Source organism: Paenisporosarcina sp. NPDC076907 (assembly GCF_050269735.1).
Classification (GTDB): Bacteria; Bacillota; Bacilli; order Bacillales_A; family Planococcaceae; genus Paenisporosarcina.
Genome location: NZ_JBNNIX010000001.1, coordinates 48614 through 69621, shown reverse-complemented (window position 1 = coordinate 69621; position 21008 = coordinate 48614). Strand labels below are relative to the sequence as shown.

Annotated in this window: 20 protein-coding genes and 1 pseudogene; 6 read left to right on the top strand and 15 right to left on the bottom strand. The window is 38.7% G+C overall.

Annotated features, from left to right (window positions below; genetic code table 11):
* Positions 1-20: 20 nt before the first annotated feature.
* The 3 genes from msrA to ACQKEV_RS00335 all read right to left on the bottom strand — a co-directional run bounded on the left by msrA (position 21) and on the right by ACQKEV_RS00335 (position 2580).
* Positions 21-980, bottom strand: coding sequence for a peptide-methionine (S)-S-oxide reductase MsrA (gene msrA, locus ACQKEV_RS00345; RefSeq protein WP_427442282.1), 960 nt, complete (start codon positions 978-980; stop codon positions 21-23).
* A gap of 82 nt (positions 981-1062) precedes the next feature.
* Entirely contained in the window at positions 1063-2094 is a 1032-nt protein-coding gene (locus ACQKEV_RS00340) for a phosphotransferase enzyme family protein (RefSeq protein WP_427442280.1), read from the bottom strand.
* 57 nt (positions 2095-2151) lie between these two features.
* The gene (locus ACQKEV_RS00335; protein ID WP_427442278.1) at positions 2152-2580 is read right to left on the bottom strand and encodes a DUF1801 domain-containing protein; all 429 of its coding nucleotides are present in this window, start codon (positions 2578-2580) and stop codon (positions 2152-2154) included.
* A gap of 258 nt (positions 2581-2838) precedes the next feature.
* Between ACQKEV_RS00335 and ACQKEV_RS00330 the strand changes: the two genes are divergently transcribed.
* Entirely contained in the window at positions 2839-3072 is a 234-nt protein-coding gene (locus tag ACQKEV_RS00330; protein WP_427442276.1) for a hypothetical protein, read from the top strand.
* A gap of 89 nt (positions 3073-3161) precedes the next feature.
* On the opposite strand, the gene ACQKEV_RS00325 is transcribed toward ACQKEV_RS00330, so the two are convergent.
* From ACQKEV_RS00325 to ACQKEV_RS00295, 7 genes are all read right to left on the bottom strand, one after another.
* Positions 3162-4025 carry a proline iminopeptidase-family hydrolase gene (locus ACQKEV_RS00325; protein WP_427442274.1) on the bottom strand — a complete coding sequence of 288 codons (864 nt, stop codon included), beginning with the start codon at positions 4023-4025 and terminating at the stop codon, positions 3162-3164.
* Positions 4026-4108: 83 nt separating this feature from the next.
* Positions 4109-4393, bottom strand: a complete 285-nt coding sequence (locus ACQKEV_RS00320) for a hypothetical protein (RefSeq protein ID WP_427442272.1) — start codon at positions 4391-4393, stop codon at positions 4109-4111.
* Positions 4394-4407: 14 nt separating this feature from the next.
* The gene (locus ACQKEV_RS00315) at positions 4408-5202 is read right to left on the bottom strand and encodes a hypothetical protein (protein ID WP_427442270.1); all 795 of its coding nucleotides are present in this window, start codon (positions 5200-5202) and stop codon (positions 4408-4410) included.
* Positions 5203-5337: 135 nt separating this feature from the next.
* On the bottom strand, positions 5338-6720 hold the full coding sequence (locus tag ACQKEV_RS00310; RefSeq protein WP_427442268.1) for an MATE family efflux transporter: 1383 nt from the start codon (positions 6718-6720) through the stop codon (positions 5338-5340).
* Between the two features lie 129 nt (positions 6721-6849).
* Complete coding sequence (locus ACQKEV_RS00305) at positions 6850-8037, bottom strand: NupC/NupG family nucleoside CNT transporter (protein WP_427444781.1); 1188 nt, start codon at positions 8035-8037, stop codon at positions 6850-6852.
* A gap of 766 nt (positions 8038-8803) precedes the next feature.
* Complete coding sequence (locus tag ACQKEV_RS00300; protein WP_427442266.1) at positions 8804-10039, bottom strand: ATP-binding protein; 1236 nt, start codon at positions 10037-10039, stop codon at positions 8804-8806.
* Positions 10040-10496: 457 nt separating this feature from the next.
* Positions 10497-11546, bottom strand: a complete 1050-nt coding sequence (locus tag ACQKEV_RS00295) for an LLM class flavin-dependent oxidoreductase (protein ID WP_427442264.1) — start codon at positions 11544-11546, stop codon at positions 10497-10499.
* Positions 11547-11834: 288 nt separating this feature from the next.
* Between ACQKEV_RS00295 and pgeF the strand changes: the two genes are divergently transcribed.
* From pgeF to ACQKEV_RS00280, 3 genes are all read left to right on the top strand, one after another.
* Positions 11835-12608 (top strand): peptidoglycan editing factor PgeF, encoded by a 774-nt coding sequence (gene pgeF, locus ACQKEV_RS00290; RefSeq protein ID WP_427444780.1) that lies wholly within the window; start codon positions 11835-11837, stop codon positions 12606-12608.
* A gap of 159 nt (positions 12609-12767) precedes the next feature.
* Entirely contained in the window at positions 12768-13259 is a 492-nt protein-coding gene (locus ACQKEV_RS00285; RefSeq protein WP_427442262.1) for a hypothetical protein, read from the top strand.
* A gap of 317 nt (positions 13260-13576) precedes the next feature.
* Positions 13577-14131, top strand: a complete 555-nt coding sequence (locus ACQKEV_RS00280) for an ECF transporter S component (protein ID WP_427442260.1) — start codon at positions 13577-13579, stop codon at positions 14129-14131.
* 154 nt (positions 14132-14285) lie between these two features.
* On the opposite strand, the gene ACQKEV_RS00275 is transcribed toward ACQKEV_RS00280, so the two are convergent.
* Complete coding sequence (locus ACQKEV_RS00275) at positions 14286-15845, bottom strand: malate:quinone oxidoreductase (protein ID WP_427442258.1); 1560 nt, start codon at positions 15843-15845, stop codon at positions 14286-14288.
* 339 nt (positions 15846-16184) lie between these two features.
* On the bottom strand, positions 16185-16682 hold the full coding sequence (locus ACQKEV_RS00270; protein ID WP_427442256.1) for an LURP-one-related/scramblase family protein: 498 nt from the start codon (positions 16680-16682) through the stop codon (positions 16185-16187).
* A gap of 362 nt (positions 16683-17044) precedes the next feature.
* On the opposite strand from ACQKEV_RS00270, the gene ACQKEV_RS00265 reads away from it, so the two are divergent.
* Positions 17045-17653, top strand: a complete 609-nt coding sequence (locus ACQKEV_RS00265; RefSeq protein WP_427442255.1) for an SET domain-containing protein — start codon at positions 17045-17047, stop codon at positions 17651-17653.
* A 278-nt stretch (positions 17654-17931) separates the two neighbouring features.
* Here ACQKEV_RS00265 and ACQKEV_RS00260 read toward each other — a convergent pair whose 3' ends face one another.
* The 3 genes from ACQKEV_RS00260 to ACQKEV_RS00250 all read right to left on the bottom strand — a co-directional run bounded on the left by ACQKEV_RS00260 (position 17932) and on the right by ACQKEV_RS00250 (position 20426).
* Positions 17932-18243 carry a DUF378 domain-containing protein gene (locus tag ACQKEV_RS00260; protein ID WP_427442253.1) on the bottom strand — a complete coding sequence of 104 codons (312 nt, stop codon included), beginning with the start codon at positions 18241-18243 and terminating at the stop codon, positions 17932-17934.
* Between the two features lie 522 nt (positions 18244-18765).
* Entirely contained in the window at positions 18766-18987 is a 222-nt protein-coding gene (locus ACQKEV_RS00255; protein WP_427442251.1) for a DUF1540 domain-containing protein, read from the bottom strand.
* 245 nt (positions 18988-19232) lie between these two features.
* A complete protein-coding gene (locus ACQKEV_RS00250; RefSeq protein WP_427442249.1) occupies positions 19233-20426 on the bottom strand; it encodes a DUF4317 domain-containing protein in 1194 nt (397 codons plus the stop codon).
* Between the two features lie 436 nt (positions 20427-20862).
* Here ACQKEV_RS00250 and ACQKEV_RS00245 point away from each other — a divergent pair.
* Positions 20863-20982: pseudogene (locus ACQKEV_RS00245) on the top strand (helix-turn-helix domain-containing protein); the annotation flags it as partial.
* Positions 20983-21008 lie beyond the last annotated feature (26 nt).

Below are 21008 nucleotides of genomic sequence, written 5' to 3'. Positions count from 1 at the left end.
TATAAGAAAATACAATGTTTTCATTCGTTGAAAAGACTAATGAACTCTCCATATCCTTGCTGTTCAAGTTGATGTTTTGGAATAAAACGGAGTGCAGCTGAATTGATGCAATACCTTGCACGATCCAGGCCTGGTCCGTCATCGAACACATGACCAAGATGTGCATCAGACGTTTTGGTGCGGACTTCAATACGGCGCATGCCGAGCGATGTATCCAGTTTTTCGGCAAGTTCATTACGACGCAGTGGTTTTGTAAAGCTTGGCCAGCCACATCCCCCATCAATCTTATCGATTGAACTGAATAAAGGTTCACCGGAAATACGATCGACATAAATGCCATCTTCGGTATGATCCCAGTATTCGTTTTCATACGCGGGTTCGGTCGCATTTTCTTTCATGACTTTGTATTGGAGCGTTGTCAGTTCTTTCTGGAGCTGTTCGTCGGTTTTCGTCATTTTCCAGTGTTTACGGATGAAATCGGCACGTCCAGATCCTTCTTTATACAGATTATAGTGAAAAGGCACTTTTTTGTAGTATTGCTGATGCTTTTCTTCCGCATCGTAAAATGGCTGTGCGGGCAAAATCTCAGTGGTAATCGGCTGGTTAAAGCGTCCACTTGCTGCAAGGACTGATTTTGATGCTTCTGCCATTGCCTTTTGTTCTTGATCATGATAAAAAATCGCCGTGCGGTACGCTTTACCACGGTCGTTGAACTGACCCTCCTCATCGGTCGGATCGATTTGCTGCCAAAACAAATCGATCAATTTTTCATACGGGAAGACAGTTGGATTAAATGTTATTTGCACAGCTTCATAATGGCCGGTAGTGTGCCTATGAACTTCTTCATACGTTGGGTTGTCGACGTGGCCACCTGTATAGCCTGAGACGACTTTAAGAATTCCGGGCTGCTCATCAAATGGCGACACCATGCACCAGAAACAGCCCCCTGCAAAGGTAGCCAGATGCGTTTGTTCAGACATTGTGCCACCTCCTTTAGTTTTACTGAGAATTTATGCGTGATGGTCATACTTCGCATAAAGAAACTAAGTAGCATGATCTTTTTTATTTGTTTAATGGTGAAGGCAACGATTGTTTCCAAATTGATCGATAATCCAAGTCGACAATCGGTTCGTTTTTCAATAGGCGTTTGCGGATACCGACTACGAGTTCGTTTTCACGTTCATTGTTGGCGAGGTCGACCTTCTTATGGAACACGCCGTACAAAGTATAGTCACGCATCTTCAAGAATAAAGGCAAGCGCTCAATCCATTCAAGCGGAATTGCTCTTACATTCATATACCCTCTCAAGAAGTGAGTCAATACTTCAGCGCCAAACGCCGAACGTGTTTCAAGCGTTTCTTCCCTGTACTTCCACCATGTTGTGTAATAGAGGGGAATGGCAATATCACTCACAAAATAGAAAAACATCGCATCATCAAAATCAAATACATGAATATCGCCTTCATGGTAGAAGAAGTTGCCAGGATGTATGTCCGAGTGAATCAATCCAAATGTTTCCCTTGTTTGTGGCAACTGTTGAATCTCCATGACAAGATTGCGATTGCCATCAATGATGACTTTATCTCCAACCGGATCGATATATTTTTCAAGCTCAATCAAATCATCTTCATCCCAACGATGACGCTGCGTTTCTGACTCATGGTAATCTTCGGTTACCAAGTGCATTTTAGCTGTAATAGCTCCCCATTTTTCAAATAGTTCCGGACCAAATTCTTGATCGTTCATTTTCACTGGGGTACCTGGAGCTTTATCAAATAAGCAGACATAAAAATAGGAATCTCCCACTGATAATTCCTCAACAAGTTGTCCATATTCAGATTTATGTACAAGAGACACATGGATATTGTGCCCATGCAGGAAATTAATCCATTTCAATTCACCTTCAACTTCCACTTTCGAACGATGCGACGAGTGTGTCAGTCTCAAAATGTATGGCTTGCCTTCCCGCTTCACTTCAAATACGTAATTCTCGAAATCGCCAAGCTTCTTAGCGTCTGTTGCATCCGCTCCAAATCGCGTTGCCGCTTCATTCAAGACGTCTTCTGAAAAAAGATTTTCCACCCATTGTTCCATATCAATATGCCCCCATTGATTTCTATTCTTGTTGTGATGAACATTACTTATCGCCGATTAGGATTTCTCTGGATACATGTTCTGCAAGAATGTGATTGATTGTCTAATTAAGTCTTTCAGTATATTTACTTCAATATCGTCAATTTTATTAATATACACACAGGCTTTTCCAGAGGTGTGCTTACCAAACTTCTCAAGCAACTGCTCCCGTTCAGTATCACCCGTTGCAAAATAGAGGCTGATTTTCGCTTTTCGAGGTGAGAATCCTACGAGTGGCGCATCGCCTTCATGCCCAGTGGGATATTTATAATGATAACTGCCGAATCCAATAATACTTGGCCCCCACATTTTCGCCTCAAAACCTGACGTCTCTGTGAATAGATCAAGCAGCTTGTATGCGTCTTCTCGTTTTTGGGGATTGTCCACCCCTTCAATAAACTCAATCACACTATAATCATTTTCCTTCGTTTTCAATTCATACAGCATATATTTTCACCTTCCTTTTTAACGAAAAAGAATTTTGCTTTGCTAATCCTTTTCGATTTTGGTTTGATGAAATCCTTTATTTTAGAAAGAATGTCCCATCATTGGAGACAATTATTAACCTTTTTATGTTCACTAGAACTTTGTGATGAAAGAAATTCAAATGCTCTCCCATTGGATTTAGGTTATACTTTTCAATATCTAAGTGATTGATTCTTTATCGGGATTCAACGAGATCGGCAAGGAAGGGTGTATGTAGAAATGGAAGATAAAAAAAACTCAAACGACAAAGGTTTACGATGGCTGTTAATTGGGCCAAATATTCTGATGTGGGGTTTATTTTTAGGTCTGTTATTATGGTTTGGAGTAAACCTAGAAGAAATCAAAGAAAATAATCGCTTAATTGTGTATTTAATTCTGTTGGGTGCACTGTTATTCGTATCGATTTTTGGTGCTTTTCGTAATTGGCTTTGGATTAAAGAAGGCAAAATGTAAGATTCGGCGCTTCAAGCATTTAAAACATCAAACCCCTCCAATCATTTATAAATTGGAGGGTTTTTTGAAAGGTTATTTAGGCTGATTATTTAAGAATTCAAGAATTCTCTTACTCTTTTCGCATATTCCTCAGGCTCTTCCGCCCCAGGCATATGTGAACTGTTTTCGAATACGTGAAACTCGGAACCTTCAACCAAACTCGCATAATATGCCGTTGTTTTTGGTGTTGCTTCATCATAGTAGCCACATGTGAAAAGACTTGGGATATCGATTTCGTGCAATCGATCGGTGACATCAAAGGTTTTTAATGTGCCCGTCACAGTGAATTCTGACGCTCCCCACATGTAGCCATATATTTGACGGTTACTCTTCGCAAAATTCGCTTGAATTTTTTCTGGTAACGGCGACAATCTGCAGACATGCCGTTTATAAAACTCAATCATTGCTTGATGATATTCTTCTGAGTCCGTTGTATTGTCCCGTTCACATTGCTCGATGGTGTCCTGTACTTCTTGAGGTAGATGTTTCATATGTTGGCGCTGGTCTTGTTCCCACATGCTGGACTTCAAACACGGACTGGAGAAAATAATACTTTTAACGCCTGTCGGTTTCTCAAGAAGGTATGCTGCGCCAAGCATGGTTCCCCATGAATGTCCGAGAATATGCACTTCATCCAATCCAAGCGCTTCTCTCACTTGAGCTAATTCTTCTACATAGCGTTCAACCGTCCATAAAGCAAGATCAACCGGACGATCTGAATTTCCACATCCTAATTGGTCGTATTGAATGACCGGTCTTTCGTCTCCAAGATCTCGAATCGGATCAGATTCCCGGCTCATCCCGCCTGGTCCCCCGTGTAAAATCAACAGTGGTATGCCAGGTCCATCCCCCGTCTTGCGATAATAAACATTTCCCCCTGTTACAGGAATGAATCCTTCGGTAACTTGCTTCATGTAATAATCCCCTTTTGTATATGTTTCTGTTAAGTTACTACTTTTTTTAGTATGGAACAATAGTTGAACGGTTTATTTGTCTTTTATGAGAAATTAATCATGAACATTAATACGCCAAGGCCCACCACCCATAACATCGGAATCGAGTTGATGATGATGGCTGTTCGTTTTTTATACACATACAGAATCCAGGAAAAAATGGAACAGAGGATAACCGCAACCGGATATATGCCAATCCCCAAAACAAAAGAAATGTTCCCAGCACTAAAGCCATTATCAAAACTCATAAATGACAAGCCCCAAATCACAAACCACGGAATCAAACACAGCACATAAAGAATCTGACTGCCAATTAAATAGATCTTCATTCTACCCTCCTTACCTATTGGGAATCTTCACTTAGCTCCATATATAAATTGGCCAAACGTCGTATTTCTTCACCCATCCGCTGATTGACAGGAAAAACATCTTCTAAATACTTTAATATATGCAAGGCAGATTCCGGTACATACTTGTACCCTTGCATCATGTCTCCGATGACTTGTTCAAACCGAGGAAATCTTTTTTCCAACCGTCGTTCATTACTAAATACATCCGGGAAGTAATCTACTTCTGGCTCGAGTAAATGCAACACGTTTAGTATATTCTCGATTGCTTCTCCTTGGACAAACTTCAAAGCGGATAATTTCTCTCCTCTGGCATAACGGCATAAGCCCACGTACAAATTGGTTAATGCTTCATTTAGTGAATAGTCCAGTGAGCGATCTTTATTTGACGAAACGTTTTTTATAGAAGGTATGTGCAGATTGTTATGACTAAAATTGGCGTCTTGCCATACAATTCGTCCTTCAGAAAACGCAATTTGTTCCATTTCTTTCTCTTCAAAAATGGCAAACTCAGCGTAAATACCGTCTTCAAAAAAAATTTTATGTCCGTCTTTCGTATTTCTAAAAGTAAACGCTAACGGATGAACTGATTCGAGCCAATCCAACTGCTCAATGAACCTGGATTTATACTTTGGCTTCACAATAACGAAGAAATCTAAATCAGAATAGTCATCCAACCTTTCAAGTTCAATCCCCACTGAACCTAACCCAAATAATAAAAGTGCCCCTCCCGTTCTTTCCAAACTCTGACCAATCGCATCCAATCTGTACAATAAATCTTGCTTTCTCAAACTCCATCCCCCTTTTGAATAGAAAAAGGGTTCAACCACCGAACATGCGAGGTTGAACCCAATCGTTACATTGCCTTTAGTAATCTTAATTTGAAATTATCATTGTGAGTAAAATCTGTCAACTTCAGTTATCTATTACGTTTGGGTCGTCTCTGTGACTTCCGGAGGAACGAGTGCATATTTTTCCCATGCTCTGCTTTTCCATCGGAAATACATAATGATGGCCCGCGTCCATTCATCTGCTGCAATAGCCAACCATATGCCCGGCAGACCCATATCCAAATGAAAGACGAAGAGATATCCTAAGGGCAAACTCATCAATACCATTGAAAAGACCCCGATAAGGACCGGAAATTTGGCGTCTCCTGCAGCTCGCAGTGAATTGATGATTACGATATTCATTGTCCGTCCTGTCTCCAAAAGGATACTGAGTAACAAAACGGTGGACGCGATCTTGATTACTTGTGGATTATCCGTAAATAACCCAATTAGCTGATTGCGGAAAATCATCACCAGCATGACCATACTTAACGTGAAGATAAGGGCTGATTTCAAACTCTTCCATAATCTCGAATAAGCTTCTTCTTTTTCATTCGCCCCGACTAATCGTCCGACAATAATGGCAGTTCCCATTCCGATGGCAATGGCAAACAAAAACGTGAACATGGAAATATTCATCGCATATTGTCTGGCTGCCAAGGATTCTGCCCCAAGGTAGGTCGCGTAATAGAAGAAGACAATTTGACACGCCTGATACATGACCTGCTCAAATGCCGCCGGAATCCCGATATGCAGAATCTTGCCAATGTATTCCTTGGATAAGGTAATGTAATAGTGAAATTTCACTCTATATTCCATGACTTGATAGAGCAACCAAAAGAACACAATGAGTGCCAGGAATCGACTGATCACTGACGAAATGGCGGCACCTTGAACCCCCAATTCAGGAAATCCGAATTTCCCGAAAATAAGCAAATAGTTACCGACAACGTGAAAGATATTCATGCCCAATGAGACATACATGGTTTGTTTCGTCCATCCATGCACGCGAATAATGGCCGCTAATGAATTAATGATGGCTTGAAGAAAAATGGCGCCACCTACAATGGACAAGTATTGTTCAGCGTATGCCAATACTTCACCTTGTAAGTTCATGGCCGACATCATGCTTCTGGCAAACACTAAGTACCCTGCACTTATGACAAGCCCGATGCCGAGATTTAATGTAACTGCTAGCCCCGATATTTTGGATGCTTCGATATACCTCTTGGAACCAAGATATTGGGAAACAACGATTGCCGCACCAGTTCCCACGACTTCAAGTACTAAAATCGCGATGTGTATATATTGATTTGCTGCCCCTACTCCGGATACAGCATCATCCGAAAGCGCACTCAGCATGAACGTATCGACAATTCCCATTAACATAAAAAGAAAGACTTCTAAAAATATAGGCCATGTCAGACTGAATAATTTCAGCTGTTTCATTGGCTTGTTCTCTGCTTCAATTGTTGCCATTTTTTCACCTACTTCCCAAGTAACAATATGTTATCTTACCAATTACTAGGAAAAAAAGAAAGACAAGTAACCCAGTGGTTACTTGTCCCAATTATTTTTCAGAAAGGTCATTTCTTCAGAAAAGCTATATTAGATAAATAGTCCAACGACTGTAGCTGTTAATACCGATGCCATTGTAGCAACTAACAACATCTTGAGGCCAAACTTGGCTACAACGCCTGATTGTTTTTCATCAATTGCCTGTACCGTTCCAATGATGATTCCAATCGAACTAAAGTTAGCAAATGATATTAAGAAAGCTGATACAACGCCTACAGTTTTAGCAGACAAGTTAGGAATCATTTCTTGGAAGCCTAACATGGCAACAAACTCATTAGAGATGATCTTTGTTCCCATTACTCCGCCTGCTTGTACCATTTCATTAGCTGGTACACCCATTAACCAAGCTACAGGTGATAATACATAGCCCATAATCGTAGTCAAGTCTATTCCAATAGTTGATGTAAGAACAAAGTTAATCATCGCAATAAGAGAGATGTACGCAATAAGCATAGCTCCTACAATTCCTGCAACTTTCATCCCATCAATAGCACCATTACCAATTGCCTCAAATAGAGACTTGTCATTGATCATATCTTTAACTCTAATTTCTTCTCCCTCAACGGATTGAGCCGGAGCCACCATAGAGGCAAGCAGTAAACCTGACATTATATTAAGAGGTAGAGCTACCAGTACGTATTCAGCAGGTATCATTGTCATATAAGCTCCTACAATGGATGCTGATACACTTGTCAGTGATGCCGTAGTAGCAATAAATAATCTATTCTTATTCATTTTAGGAATATGGTTCTTTACAGCAATTAAAGCACCTGTATCTCCAAAGATTGAAGAAGCGACAGTAGAGAAAGATTCAATTACAGGAAGACCTGTTAATTTAGAAACTGCTCCTCCAAGATACTTGATCATAAGAGGTAAAATTCTGATGTAAGTTAGAACACTTAGTAAAGTAGATGTGAAGACAATCAGCAGTAAAACCGAGATAAAGAATACTGGACGGTCATTCTCAAACTCAAAGCCACCAAAGACAAAAGCTATCCCTTCATTACCAAACACCATCAACTTCGCGAAAAAGTCAGTGACAGCTTTTACTACCTGTCCACCAATTGTTGTGTTAAGCATTGCATAAGCTGTAATAAGCTGAGCTACGAACAAAATTACAACTGCTCTATAGTTGATGTTTTTCTTATCATTCGACATTAAGAATGCCGCTCCAAGTAATACAATAACTGATAAGATTGCTGTTAATATTCCTGTCATGTTGATTACTCCCCATTTCATCAGTTTATTATTTTGCATCCTCTGATTTGATAACCATGTCTGTCCTATCCATAATCTGCAGACTTAATTCTTTAAGTTTTAAATAATCCATGTCATCGCGGAATTTTTCAGTTCCAATAATCTATCTACAAAGATTTAGCTTTTCCCAATCATTTAACAAAATACATTGTTAAATGAAATCGTTTTCTTAAAACGCTACATATCTAGAAACCACAATTTTTTTAAAAAAATTAAAGTGATGGAACAGAACATTTTATACACACGTGATTATTACTACAAATTGCTTCATCGTGTTAGGTTTAACATAATCAAGAGGATTTATTAAAAGGTGAACTTATTTCTCCAAAAACAAAAGCTACAGACGATAATAAAAAACAAAAAATGCATCTCAAGAGAGATACATAAACAATATACTATATCAAAATGGAATCTCTTTAATTTTGAAAACTTATACTTTACTGATTTTTTGATGGTCTAAATAAAAAATGGAAATACTACCAACAACTGAGCAGTATGAACAGGTACCAGATCACTGTTTCTCTTTGATAAGATAATGCTTACCACATTTCCTTTTTCAGCCTTGTTTGTTGCCATTTTCCCACCCATTGCTAGCTTAAACAGACTTCATTTTACCTATAAACAGGAAATAAAGCTCATCCAGGGTCTTATCATAAAAAGAACCCATTCACTGTTTATGTGAATGGGTTTATCTAGAGATTGGAAAGCACGAATTCTCTTTTTATAGCTATTGCTCCAATCTAGCCAGCGGATGCGTTACAACTGGGAAACGGACAATAACGGTGGTTCCTTGTCCCTCTATACTTTCAAAATGAATCGTCCCATTATATTTCTCGACAATGTTAAAGCAAATCATGAGTCCAAGTCCCGTACCTTTACTTTTTAAGGAGTAAAATGGAGACCCAAGTGATTTCAATACTTCTTCAGACATACCAAAACCTGTGTCGACTACTCTAATTTCAATTTCTTTCTTTTTTTGTTCAGCCACAATTAGAACAGACTCGCCTTTATTGGATACCTCAATTGCATTTTTTACCAAGTTAATTAGTAACTGTTTAAATTCGATGGGATTGGCTGCAATATATATTCTCTCTTCTACAAGCAGTTCAATGTTATTTTGATGAAATACGCCATAAGACATCAGCAAGTCCGCTACACTTTGCAGGGCTTTTCGAACATCTACTGTTTCCATTTTTTGATCTTTATCTGGTTTTGCTGTGGTTAAAAATTGGGAGATAACATGTTCTGCTGTATTTAATTCTTCAATCATCATTGAAAAGTTGCTTTTTACGTCTTTGCTGACCGAACTGTCATTTTCATAAAACTGTAAAAATCCTTTTACCACAGTTAGTGGATTTCGGATTTCATGTGCGACTGCAGCTGCCAATTGGCCCGTGGTTTTTAACCGCTCCGATTGCTGCAACTCCTCATAATACAGTTGTTGTTTTTTTATTCGATCAGAAGAAATATAAAAAATAAGATAGATAATGATTTGGCTCCCGATAAAATTAATAATATTTCCGGTTAAATCCATCGTGATATGCGAATAGTTGTCACCTTGATCGATTAATACAACATAACTAAACGTTAAAGTAATTAACAAAACATTAAACACTAAAGAGAAATAAAACAGTTTTGAATCGAAAAACAAAATGGAAAATGCAGGAATAAAGCAGAGGAAAATAAACGTCGACCAGGTTTCTGGATATAAAAAGAAAAGCATATAGAAATAAGCTGCACCTACAATGATGGTAGTGAGTCTAAAAAGATATTTCTCATACTTTGGATAGATTAATAAGCTTGCCGATAATAAAACGACTAATGAAATATGTACAAGGAAACCTGCCTCAGGACCATCATAACGTGGAATTACAACAATTAACCCACTTGTCATTAGAGCAATCGTCATGATGGTTAAAAAATAATACTGTTTTTGGTTCATATTTTTATAAAATTGTTTCACGAAGACACACCTTTGTTTGTAAAATTCTTCAAGCTAATTCTATTATAATCTTTTTTTTTCATTTACGAAAAAATATCAGCACTTCTATAAGAATAACATCAGATCCAGATGGATTAGACGAGCTGATGAAAAAAATGCTGACATTACACAGAACTCAGTGACACCAAGCCTGTATTAAACGTGCATAACTCCGCGTACTTTGTCATATCGTGATGTATGGAGGGAATAAAATTACGAAGGAACAGAAAACTGCAGATGTCATAAAGAAAGGAATCGGTTTTGGATCTTGCCTTGCGATGGTTATCTCTTACACAGCTTATCAGTCCATTGGTTGGGCCATTATTCACGGTTTTTTTAGTTGGTTTTATGTCCTTTATTATTTTATAAAACATTCACCTGAATTATTTTAAAACCAAAAGACAGACTTCAGAAAACGAAGTCTGTCTTTTGGTCCTGATTATTGCGTTGCTTCCCACTTCGAGACTTCTTCCCGAACGATCGGTGCCACTTCTTTCCCTAACAGTTCAATGGCATTCATTACATCTGCATGTGGCATCGTTCCAACCGGTACGTGCAGCATAAAACGTGTGATGCCTACGTTTTTGCGCAGGTGAATGATCTTTTGGGCAACGGTTTCCGGATCCCCTACATACAATGCCCCTTTAAAACTTCGAGCTGCATCAAATGCCGCACGATCGTAATGACCCCAGCCTCTCTCCCGTCCAAGGACGTTCATGACTTGCTGGGTCGGTGGGAAAAATTTATCTGCAGCTGTCTCATTTTCGGCTGCAATAAACCCGTGTGAATGGGACGCAATCGGTAATTTGGATACGTCATGACCTGCCTTAGCCGCCGCTTTCTTATAGAGCTCAACAAGTGGGGCAAACTGCAAGGGGCGTCCTCCTATTATTGCCAAAACCAGCGGCAGTCCCAATAGTCCTGCGCGGACGACCGATTCACTATTACCCCCGCTTCCAATCCATACAGGCAATGGATTTTGAACTGGACGCGGATATATTCCCAGATTATGAATGGCAGGACGATGCTTTCCAGACCAGGTTACGAATTCGGACTTCTGCAATTTCAGCAACAAGTCCAACTTTTCTTCAAACAGTTCGTTATAGTCCTCTAAATCATAGCCAAACAGCGGAAAGGATTCGATAAAAGAACCCCGTCCAGCCATAATTTCCGCACGCCCATTCGATATGCCGTCAAGCGTTGCAAAATCTTGAAATACCCGGACAGGATCTGCAGAAGAAAGCACCGTTACTGCGCTCGTCAGTCTGATCCGCTTTGTCTGTGAAGCGGCGGCGGCCAACACAACGGCTGGAGAAGATGCTGCAAAATCATGACGATGATGCTCCCCTACCCCGAATACATCTAAACCCACTTGATCCGCAAGCACAATTTCTTCCACGACTTCCCGCAATCGTTGCGCATGACTGATTACTTCACCCGTTTTTAAATCAGGTGTGGTCTCTACAAACGTGCTGATTCCTATCTCCATATACAAATCCTCCTATGTAATCATCCGTTTTCTTATGATATTTTTATTTTCTTTAATATACTTCATTTTCGAGATTTTTACCTTTCGAAGGATTTCTAAAGTTAGTGGGTTGAGAGAGAGGTTATTGCTACTGTTTTTGCAGAGGAAAGGTATCTTCATAAATATTTTGTTTACCGGTAATGGCAGAGTACTTATCGGGGATAAAGAACGCTTTTTCTCACAATCATTGAAAACAGAGTGTCCTATACATCAGCAGAACAGTACTATATATTAAAATCAGGTGATGATATGAAAACAAACATATATTTAAACAATGAGAAATTTATTGCAGGAATGACCTTGAAAGATAATGTTGAACTGGAGCACAACAATATGGCTCTCCACGCCTGTCAAACCACGGCTGACATAGTGGAAAACCGCAAAAAATTAGCTGCTTACTTGAACTGTGATTTGGGCGATTTGGTTTGTGCTAATCAAACACATAGCTCGAATTTCTATCGGGTAACACTTGAAGACAAAGGGCGAGGTGCCAATCAGGTTAATACCGCTATTGCTGATACAGATGCCCTGTATACGTATGAGCCTAATATCGTTTTAAGTAGCTTCACAGCCGATTGTGTCCCTGTGATTTTTCACAATGAAGTGACTGGCCTTATTGGCGTAATTCACTCGGGCTGGCAAGGTACCGTCAAAGAAATTGCCTTGAAGCTTTTTGAGCATTTAACACAAGTGGAAAACTGCAATCCGCATGATTTGCATGTCCATATTGGTGCAGCACTAAGCCAGGAAAAGTTTGAAGTCGATGAAGACGTCTATTTAAAATTCAAAGACCTCGGCTATGCTGACGATTTCATGTACTTCAACGAAAAAACCAATAAGTATCACATTGATAATCAGTTAGCGGTTAAAAGGCAATGTGAACTGGCAGGCATCCCATCTGAGCAAATTACCATGGACCGGATGTGCACATTTATTAGTCCGGATGGATTCTCCTATCGCCAAGATAGAAAGAGCGGTCGGCATTTGAGTTTTATTATGAGAAAAGCGATTGATTCGGAATAATATTCTAACAACAGAGTAGATATTAAAAGCACATCAACTTAAACGTTGATGTGCTTTCTTTGTTACAGAACGCCTTCAATATCTTTATACATACAATTCACACACCGCTAAGAGGATGCATAGCATAAGAAATAATTTCCTAGCGATGGAGGTACAAGATTGGTCAATTTTTTTTCTTTCCGGGGAACGGTTACGGAAATCAATGATTTTATAATAGGAGCTAACGGAGAAGGCGAAGGTTGCTATACGTTGATGTCGGTAGACAATGGTGCGGGAGCTTCAGTTAATTTTGTGGTGTCACCGTCCACTTATTTTGTGAACCAAGAACAGGTTGCTGTAGGAGACACAATAACTGGATACTATGATGGAGATGCTCCAGTTCCTCTTATTTACCCGCCACAATATCGGGCACTTGTCATTGTCAAAGACGATCCATATCAAATCATTAAAGTGGACTACTTTAATAGACAATTGGTCAGCAAAGATGGGCAATTACAATTAAATCTTTCCCCTTACACTCCGATTTCATTGAGGAATGGGCAACCCTTCACCAAAAACATTGCGAATCGAAACCTAATCGTTAACTACGGTCCGACTACGAGAAGTATCCCCGCGCAAACAACACCATATTGGGTTATTGTTTGGTGTTAAAAAAACCGCTTCTGCGGTTTTTTTTTCGTTTATTTCTCGTATGGTTCCTCTTGGTTTTAAGGAAAAGTAGCTTCCTACACTCCTAAACGCAACAAAACAGCTAAATCAGTTAAAGATATTTGAAAAGGTCCTATGTCTAACTATTATTTAGGCACGTTAGTCACTAAAAATCAGCTATATCCTGTTTTCTCTATAGATGATTTTCAAACACACTTTACAATCTGACCCCTACATTTTGTGTTAAACTGATACTTTTAAATATGCCAGTCCTTTGCTAATGTTATCAATGAAATCACAAAGCGAGGAAGGTTTTTACTATGCAAAAAGCACAAACACAAAGTTATACTGGTTCACGAACACAAACGTTTAGTTTAATTCTTACATCCATGTTAATTGCACTTGTATTCGTTGCTACGCTCTTATTAAATATTAAACTACCGATTACGGCAAATGGCGGTTTAGTTCATCTAGGAACAGCTATGCTATTCATTGCTGCCTTCTTATTTGGTCCTAAAAAAGCAGCCATTGCTGGGGCTGTTGGGATGGGATTGTTCGACTTATACGCTGGTTGGACATTGTGGGCACCTTTCACCATTGTGGCTCGTGGCTTACAAGGATACATTGTTGGGAAAATTGCTTGGTCAAATGGTCGAAACGGAACGAGTGTTGCTTTCAATCTACTTGGGGTGATCGTTTCTGTTCCTGTGATGTTAGCCGTATATTACCTTTGTGAAGGGGTTCTTTATGGCAACTGGATTGCACCAATGGCCTCAATTCCTGGAAACCTCGTTCAAAATGTTGTCGGAATCATCGTGGCCATTCCAGTGTGTGTGGCCCTGAAAAAGATTTCTTTTTTCAAGAATTTAAAGTAGCACATCATTTTATTAGCTAAATATGAAGGAGAATGCTGTGTATATGCGTTCTCCTTCTTTTTGTTATTAGATTATTATTTTACAAACAAAGAACCTTCAATCTATAGAAAGATTGAAGGTTCTTTGTTTGTATTACTTATGTCTTAAAAATTATCTATTTTGACTCTGGATAATCAATTACTTCATCATGTTTCTCTGGTTCTATATCTAAAAACTCTTCAGATCCGCTTTTCTCGTTTAGACGAAGCGTTTCATTGGTTGATGAATTAATTTCTTCTAGAAGCTCTGGATTTTCCATTAAGGAGACACCATAAGAAGGAATCATTTCTTTGATTTTCGGTTCCCACTCTTGGAAATGTTGTGGGAAGCATTTTTCAAGTACCTCTAGCATTACTGGAACCGCTGTAGAAGCACCTGGAGAAGCACCTAATAATGCGGCGATTGAGCCATCAGCGGCAGTTATAACTTCTGTACCAAATTGAAGCGTTCCTTTTCCACCAGCTTCAGTATCTTTAATTACTTGCACACGTTGACCAGCTACCACTGTATCCCAATCCTCGAGTTTAGCGTTCGGAATAAATTCACGTAACTCCTCAATGCGCTTTTCTTTGGACAACATTACTTGTTGAATCAGGTATTTTGTCAATGACATCTCTTTTGCGCCGGCTGCCAACATCGTCAAGACATTGTCCGGTTTTACGGAGGCAATCAAATCGAGATTTGAACCTGTTTTCAGGAATTTTGGTGAGAAGCCAGCAAAAGGACCGAATAGTAATGATTTTTTATTATCGATATAACGTGTATCAAGATGCGGCACAGACATTGGTGGAGCACCAACTTTAGCCTTTCCGTATACTTTGGCATGATGCTGCTCCACAACTTCTGGGTTATTACACACTAAGAATAAGCCGCTCACTGGGAATCCACCAATATTTTTCCCTTCAGGGATACCGGATTTTTGCAGTAAATGCACACTTCCGCCTCCGCCTCCGATAAAGACGAATTTTGCATTGTGGTGTTCTACGATTCCACTGTAGACATTTCGTACTTTTAATTCCCATGAACCATCGCCATTTTGGTACAAATTATCAACATTGTGGTTATATTTAATACGGACGTCCTTATTCAACAAATGATCAAACATCATACGTGTTAAAGCACCAAAGTTAACATCCGTTCCTGAGTCGATTTTTGTTGCCGCAATCGCTTCATTTGATGGACGGTCTTGCATAATAAGTGGGATCCATTCCTTCAGTTTTGCTGGGTCATCAGAATATTCCATCCCTTGAAACAGGGGATTTTTTGAGAGCGCTTCAAAACGTTTCTTTAAGAATTCTACATTTTGTTCCCCTTGTACCATACTCATATGTGGCAACGGCATGATAAAGTCTTCCGGATTTTTTAACAGCCCGTTTTTTACAAGGTGTGACCAAAACTGGGTGGATAAACGGAACTGTTCATTAATTTTAATTGCTTTACTAATATCTATCGATCCATCGGGTTTTTCATTTGTATAGTTAAGCTCACAAAGAGCGGCATGACCTGTTCCTGCATTATTCCATTCGTTCGAGCTTTCCTCACCTGCATTGTCGAGCTTCTCAAACACTGTAATTTTCAATTCCGGTGCTAATTCTTTCAAAAGTGTCCCTAAAGTCGCACTCATGACTCCGGCACCAATTAAGATAACGTCTGTATTAGTTTCTCTAATGCTCATTTTTACCATCCTTATACCTTAAATTGCAGAAAGAATGTAGGTACTCCTGTTAGAAGTTAAGACCAGGCAAGACCTAGTCACACACCTTTTCTGTTTTAAAAATATCCATATCAAGTGTAATACAATAATTTAAACATTATAACATCTATTATTACCTAATAAGTATAAGCTATTTATAGGAAGATAAAAAGGGAGACGTCCTTATATACGCTCTGGTAGCACAGAAAAAACCAAAGCAAAATCCTTAAGATGAAAGGATTTTGCTTTGGTTTGCAATTTCTTGTAATGAGAATTCCAATGACTTTGATACTCTAAAAACTACTCGTCAGCACTTCAACTTTACGTGACAGCTGCTGAGGAAGCAGCTGCTTGATCAGCCTTTACACAATCGATTGCAACAACGAGTGTAATCATGATGGTCTCCATCTCTTCATTCAATACTTCAACTTTATAACTATCGCCCCAAGTGAACCACTCCTTGCTCACTTTACCGATAACTTCCCCGTTCTGTACCACCTGAAAATCCATTTCCCACCAGTTTCCATGTACCTCAATACCCGCCGCATCAATCGTATAGCGTGCTTTTAAGAAGGAGAACTCCTTCTTAATCGTTAACACCTCTTGACCATTCGCTTCAACAAAAAACTTTGGTAAAAAACTGAACACCTTTTTCGTAATGAGCGCGACTTCTTCTCTCGCTGTATTCATAATGGAGAAAGTTTTTGGAACTTGCATAAAACTACCTTCCACATAGTAAACATCCTTCTCCTGCTGATCTTTTACCGTAAATTTGCCACTTAGACTAAATACTTTCTGCTTTATGTATAGTTGCTTCATACTTTACCTCCTTTATTTTGAAGAGCAGTTTAGTGAGCATAAAAAAGCGAATGATAATCTTGGTTTTGTTGGATCAAAATATATTTATTCTTTAATATTCAACACATTCCATAGATATGCCTTTTTCACAAAAAAATGACTGTTAGCCTTAAACAAAATCAATTTCTGGATATATTTTCACGATCTTCGTTCTTCAAAAAAATTATTAATTATTAGGTTATTAAACTAAGTCAAACCTAAAGTACTCGCATAATCATATTGGCAATGGCCATATTTTTAAAAATGGGTTGGGTAATTTTGTAAGATAATTATTTACGATTATTTGCAAATTAAGCAAATGGAATACTAGGAGGACAATCAAAATGATGCATCCAGATACAGAAATTCGATATGTAAGTAAGGAAATTGGCGTTGGTGTGTTCGCAACAAAATTAATCCCTAAAGGAACCATTGTATGGATTAAAGATGATTTGGATATTATTTTTGATGAAGATTATATTGATAGCCTTGATGATATCCAAAAAGATTATATATATAAATACTCCTATGAAGATCATGACGGCAAATACGTTCTCTGCTGGGATCACGCAAGGTATCTAAATCACAGCTTCAATCCAAATTGTGTAGATACAGCATATGATTTTGAGTTAGCTGTGCGGGACATTCAACCTGGAGAACAATTAACAGCCGATTATGGTGCAATGGGGGATGATGAAGAGTTTGAATGTATACCTGAAGAGGGATCTTCTCGAACAAAAGTGACCGCAAACGACTATTTAATCTATTATGCAGAGTGGGATGAGATGGCAATCGAGGCGTTCAAGTCTTTCAAAGATGTAGAACAACCGCTAAGACATTTAATGAATAAGCAATATATTGATAAAGTTAATGCGATTGCAAATGGCACAGAGCCACTAGATTCCATCCTCACTATATTTACTAATGATGAGAATGCCGAAGACGAAAGATAATTTTAAGTTATTAAGATTATAGGCTGAGAGCACCTAACAAATACAATTTTTTCTTTTGAAACTTGTGGTTTCCCCGTTTCATCCCAAAGTAAGGAATTAATAATAATTGCAATCTGGATCGTTTCGTTTCTAAGTGGCAGTACCCCACATTACCAAAGCGTAACAGTTTGACAATTTGCACTCGAAAACTTTACAAAAACCGTTTAATACTTGCAACAGCCACCTGAGACAGGCGGCTGTTTTCTTGTTGCGCTTAATCTACATGATCCATACCACGGTTAGTCTTTTTTCAATTTATCGTTCTGCTCTTTCGTAAAATCCGGTTCCTCGCCGAATTCTGTCCTTAAATCAGAATTGGAGAAATGTGAAGGGCGGGCGGTAACCGTGTCGACCTCTTCATTTGGCTTAAATAGTAGACCGAGACATATCAGACCACCAATCCCAACAAGACCATAGACCACTCTAGACAAGAATGCATCTTGACCACCAAATATCGTTGCAACTAAATCAAATTGAAATAATCCAATCAAACCCCAGTTAAGTGCACCGATAATAACTAGAGCTAGCGCGATCCGTGAGAGCATACTCATTCATGAACTCCTCCTTCGATTAAAATATAATTGAATCCATAATTACCGTAAGTAGTTTTGAACCGCTACTTTATATCAGTCATTTTAATCACTGAATAGTTACGTCGCAACTCAAAAAAACTTACCCAATTGCGTATTGATTCGTACTTATCTTTTGCCAAAACCGCTATTTAATACATCATTGGCAAATGAAGACAGGTCTCACACATTCATGGTTTTTCGCATTATTTAGTGGATGTCTCACACAATTTAAAGGAGATGATAGAAAGGATTTGCAGCAACAAAAAGCATAAAGCCACCTGCTTACGCTTTTTTATTATTCAAGTAAATTTATAGCTTGTCTTAAAAATGAGACTTTATGAAAATGAACGTAATTCATTTAGCTTGTCTCTTTTTTAAATTTCCCATTATTATTACTTCATTAAAGTGGGACTAAAGAGATGATTCCCCTTTAGTCCCCTTAGTCTCAATGTTTAGTACACAGCTGCACATACTAGACCTAATTGGACCCCCATTACAGTATTAATTATGGTCATCTTTAGGTTTGAACGTTTTACAGCACGTATCTGCAGAACGGCTTGCTTCTTCACTAATAGTGCTGTAATCAAATTCAGAAGCAAACTCTGTATTTTTTTGGTTTGCGTGGTGATCCATATCTATTTCAATTTTGTCAGCCCCACAAACATTCCCTTTTAAATGGAAATTACAATTTGATACAGTACATTTCACTTCTACATTTGGCATAGCTGTCCCCCTCATTGAGATGTTTTGAGAAATACAGGAAGTTATTTCTCATAGAGTATCTTGTCCATTTCAGCGTTTTTAATTTATATAAAAAAGATTAGTTGCACATTTTAAAAAGAACCTTCAATCTATAACTAGATCAAAGGTTCAATTCAGTATTTTTTTAATATTACTCTGCTTGGATAAAATGCTAGCAAACCAATTAGCAATCGATTGGCTGGCTTAAGTATTAACAAATCTCTCCCTTACTCCAACAGCTCTTCCGGAAGCAACTTAAATCCTTCAATCATCGTGTCTTCTTCCACCTCGATCAACAGACATCGTTTACCATTATAATTGACCTCTTTGACATATCTTAAGTCTTGAGGGCTGATTGAAATATCCGCTACTTTTGTGCTGATCTTGATGGACTTGGACGCGTAGCTTGGAACGATATGGCTTGCTTTCATTTCGTAGTTTTTGTCTTCAACCACCTGCTGAAAGGCTCTTTCTACTTTTTCTATACTTACATCTTTTACGCCGCTCGCCTTCAACACACGTGCGACTTCTACAGTATCCAAAGTAGGCGCACTGGCTTCTTCGTCCTTATTGTCTTCTTCCACCACTAGCATATGATTGATTTCATCATATACACCAGCGAGGGTTTTCGAATTCACTTCATCTCCGATTACTGCTTTGACAATTTCTTCAAACACCGCTTTGTCATCCTCGGCCGTCATGATTTCATTGCCGTTCAACACATTCTCGATAAATTGGTAATCCGGTTTATTCGCTTTGCTCGCTGCGTAAAGGATGTGATGGATATCTGCGGCGTTGTCCGTGAAGCTCGGGAACAGAAATCCACCAATTGGAGAAGCCAGTTTAATGACGGGATCTGTCACCAGGCTCGATTTAAACTCTTTCTCGCCAAAATCAAACACCAATGAACTTTTCGGCAATTCGGTTTGATTCATGCTGCAAAGAATAAAAGGAGTGGTATACACTTCATCCCGCATATCAATTTCCGTTTCATCAGGCTGGCGCTTCGTCGTTTTAAAATGATTCCCACGAATAAATGTGACGACCATGTCCTTTTCGTATTGTTTGTCCTGAACCATTTTCAAGGCGATCTGCTGCATATGCGATTTCCATTCACCTATATCTTCAGTCTGAAGTCCTTCATATAAAAGTCGTTGCGTATGGTCCGTTTGCTCTTCTGCCTGAGCCTGAAACTTCACCTCAAACAGCTTCACATCCAGTTTCCCACCTAAAACCTTTTTAAAATTGGCTAGAAACAGCTCTTGCTGCTCCCGGTCCATCAAGGAAAATGAGCGGCTCTCCTCATGATAGATCTCACTGCTTTCCTGCTGGATGTATATGTTGTAAATATCAGCGATTTTCAATAAATCAGTATCCATCTTAAAGTGTTTGCGAATCTCTGCTATAGCTTTATTATTCATCTCTAATTCCAACTCCCTTGCTGTTAAAATCCCTGTTGTCTACAAAAAAAGAGCATCCAAAGCTATAGGTTAGCTTTTGACACTCCTTCATTATAACAACATTTAAGATGGAGAAAGGAACACAGTCAATTTTGGACTGAGTGACTCTTGCGGGAACGGCTTCCATAGAAGTGCTTCGTAACGGAAATCGACAGCGGCTTTTTTAATATGAAAAGAGGGCTACTCTTATATGTCATTTTCGTTGACTTTTGGAGCAGCCAACATTTGAAGTTTTAGAGCACTTCTTGGAAGAGGATTACTTATTATTTTTTCAAAATCAATATTTTTGCAACAAAAATATAACGTTAATAAATAAAAATTTATTGTTAATCAATAAATATCCTGTTAAAATCATATAATAATACATATGTGAGATGCTTTTCTTGAAACAAGAAACACTATATTGAAAAATGGAAAGGAAAAAGCGATTCGATAATCAATTTTAGAGGTCATTTGTAAGGCTTTAAAATGTCAGACTGGAGATATTTTAGAATACAAAAGGGAAGAAGACAGTTAAAGATAACAAAGTTCGGTTAATAAACA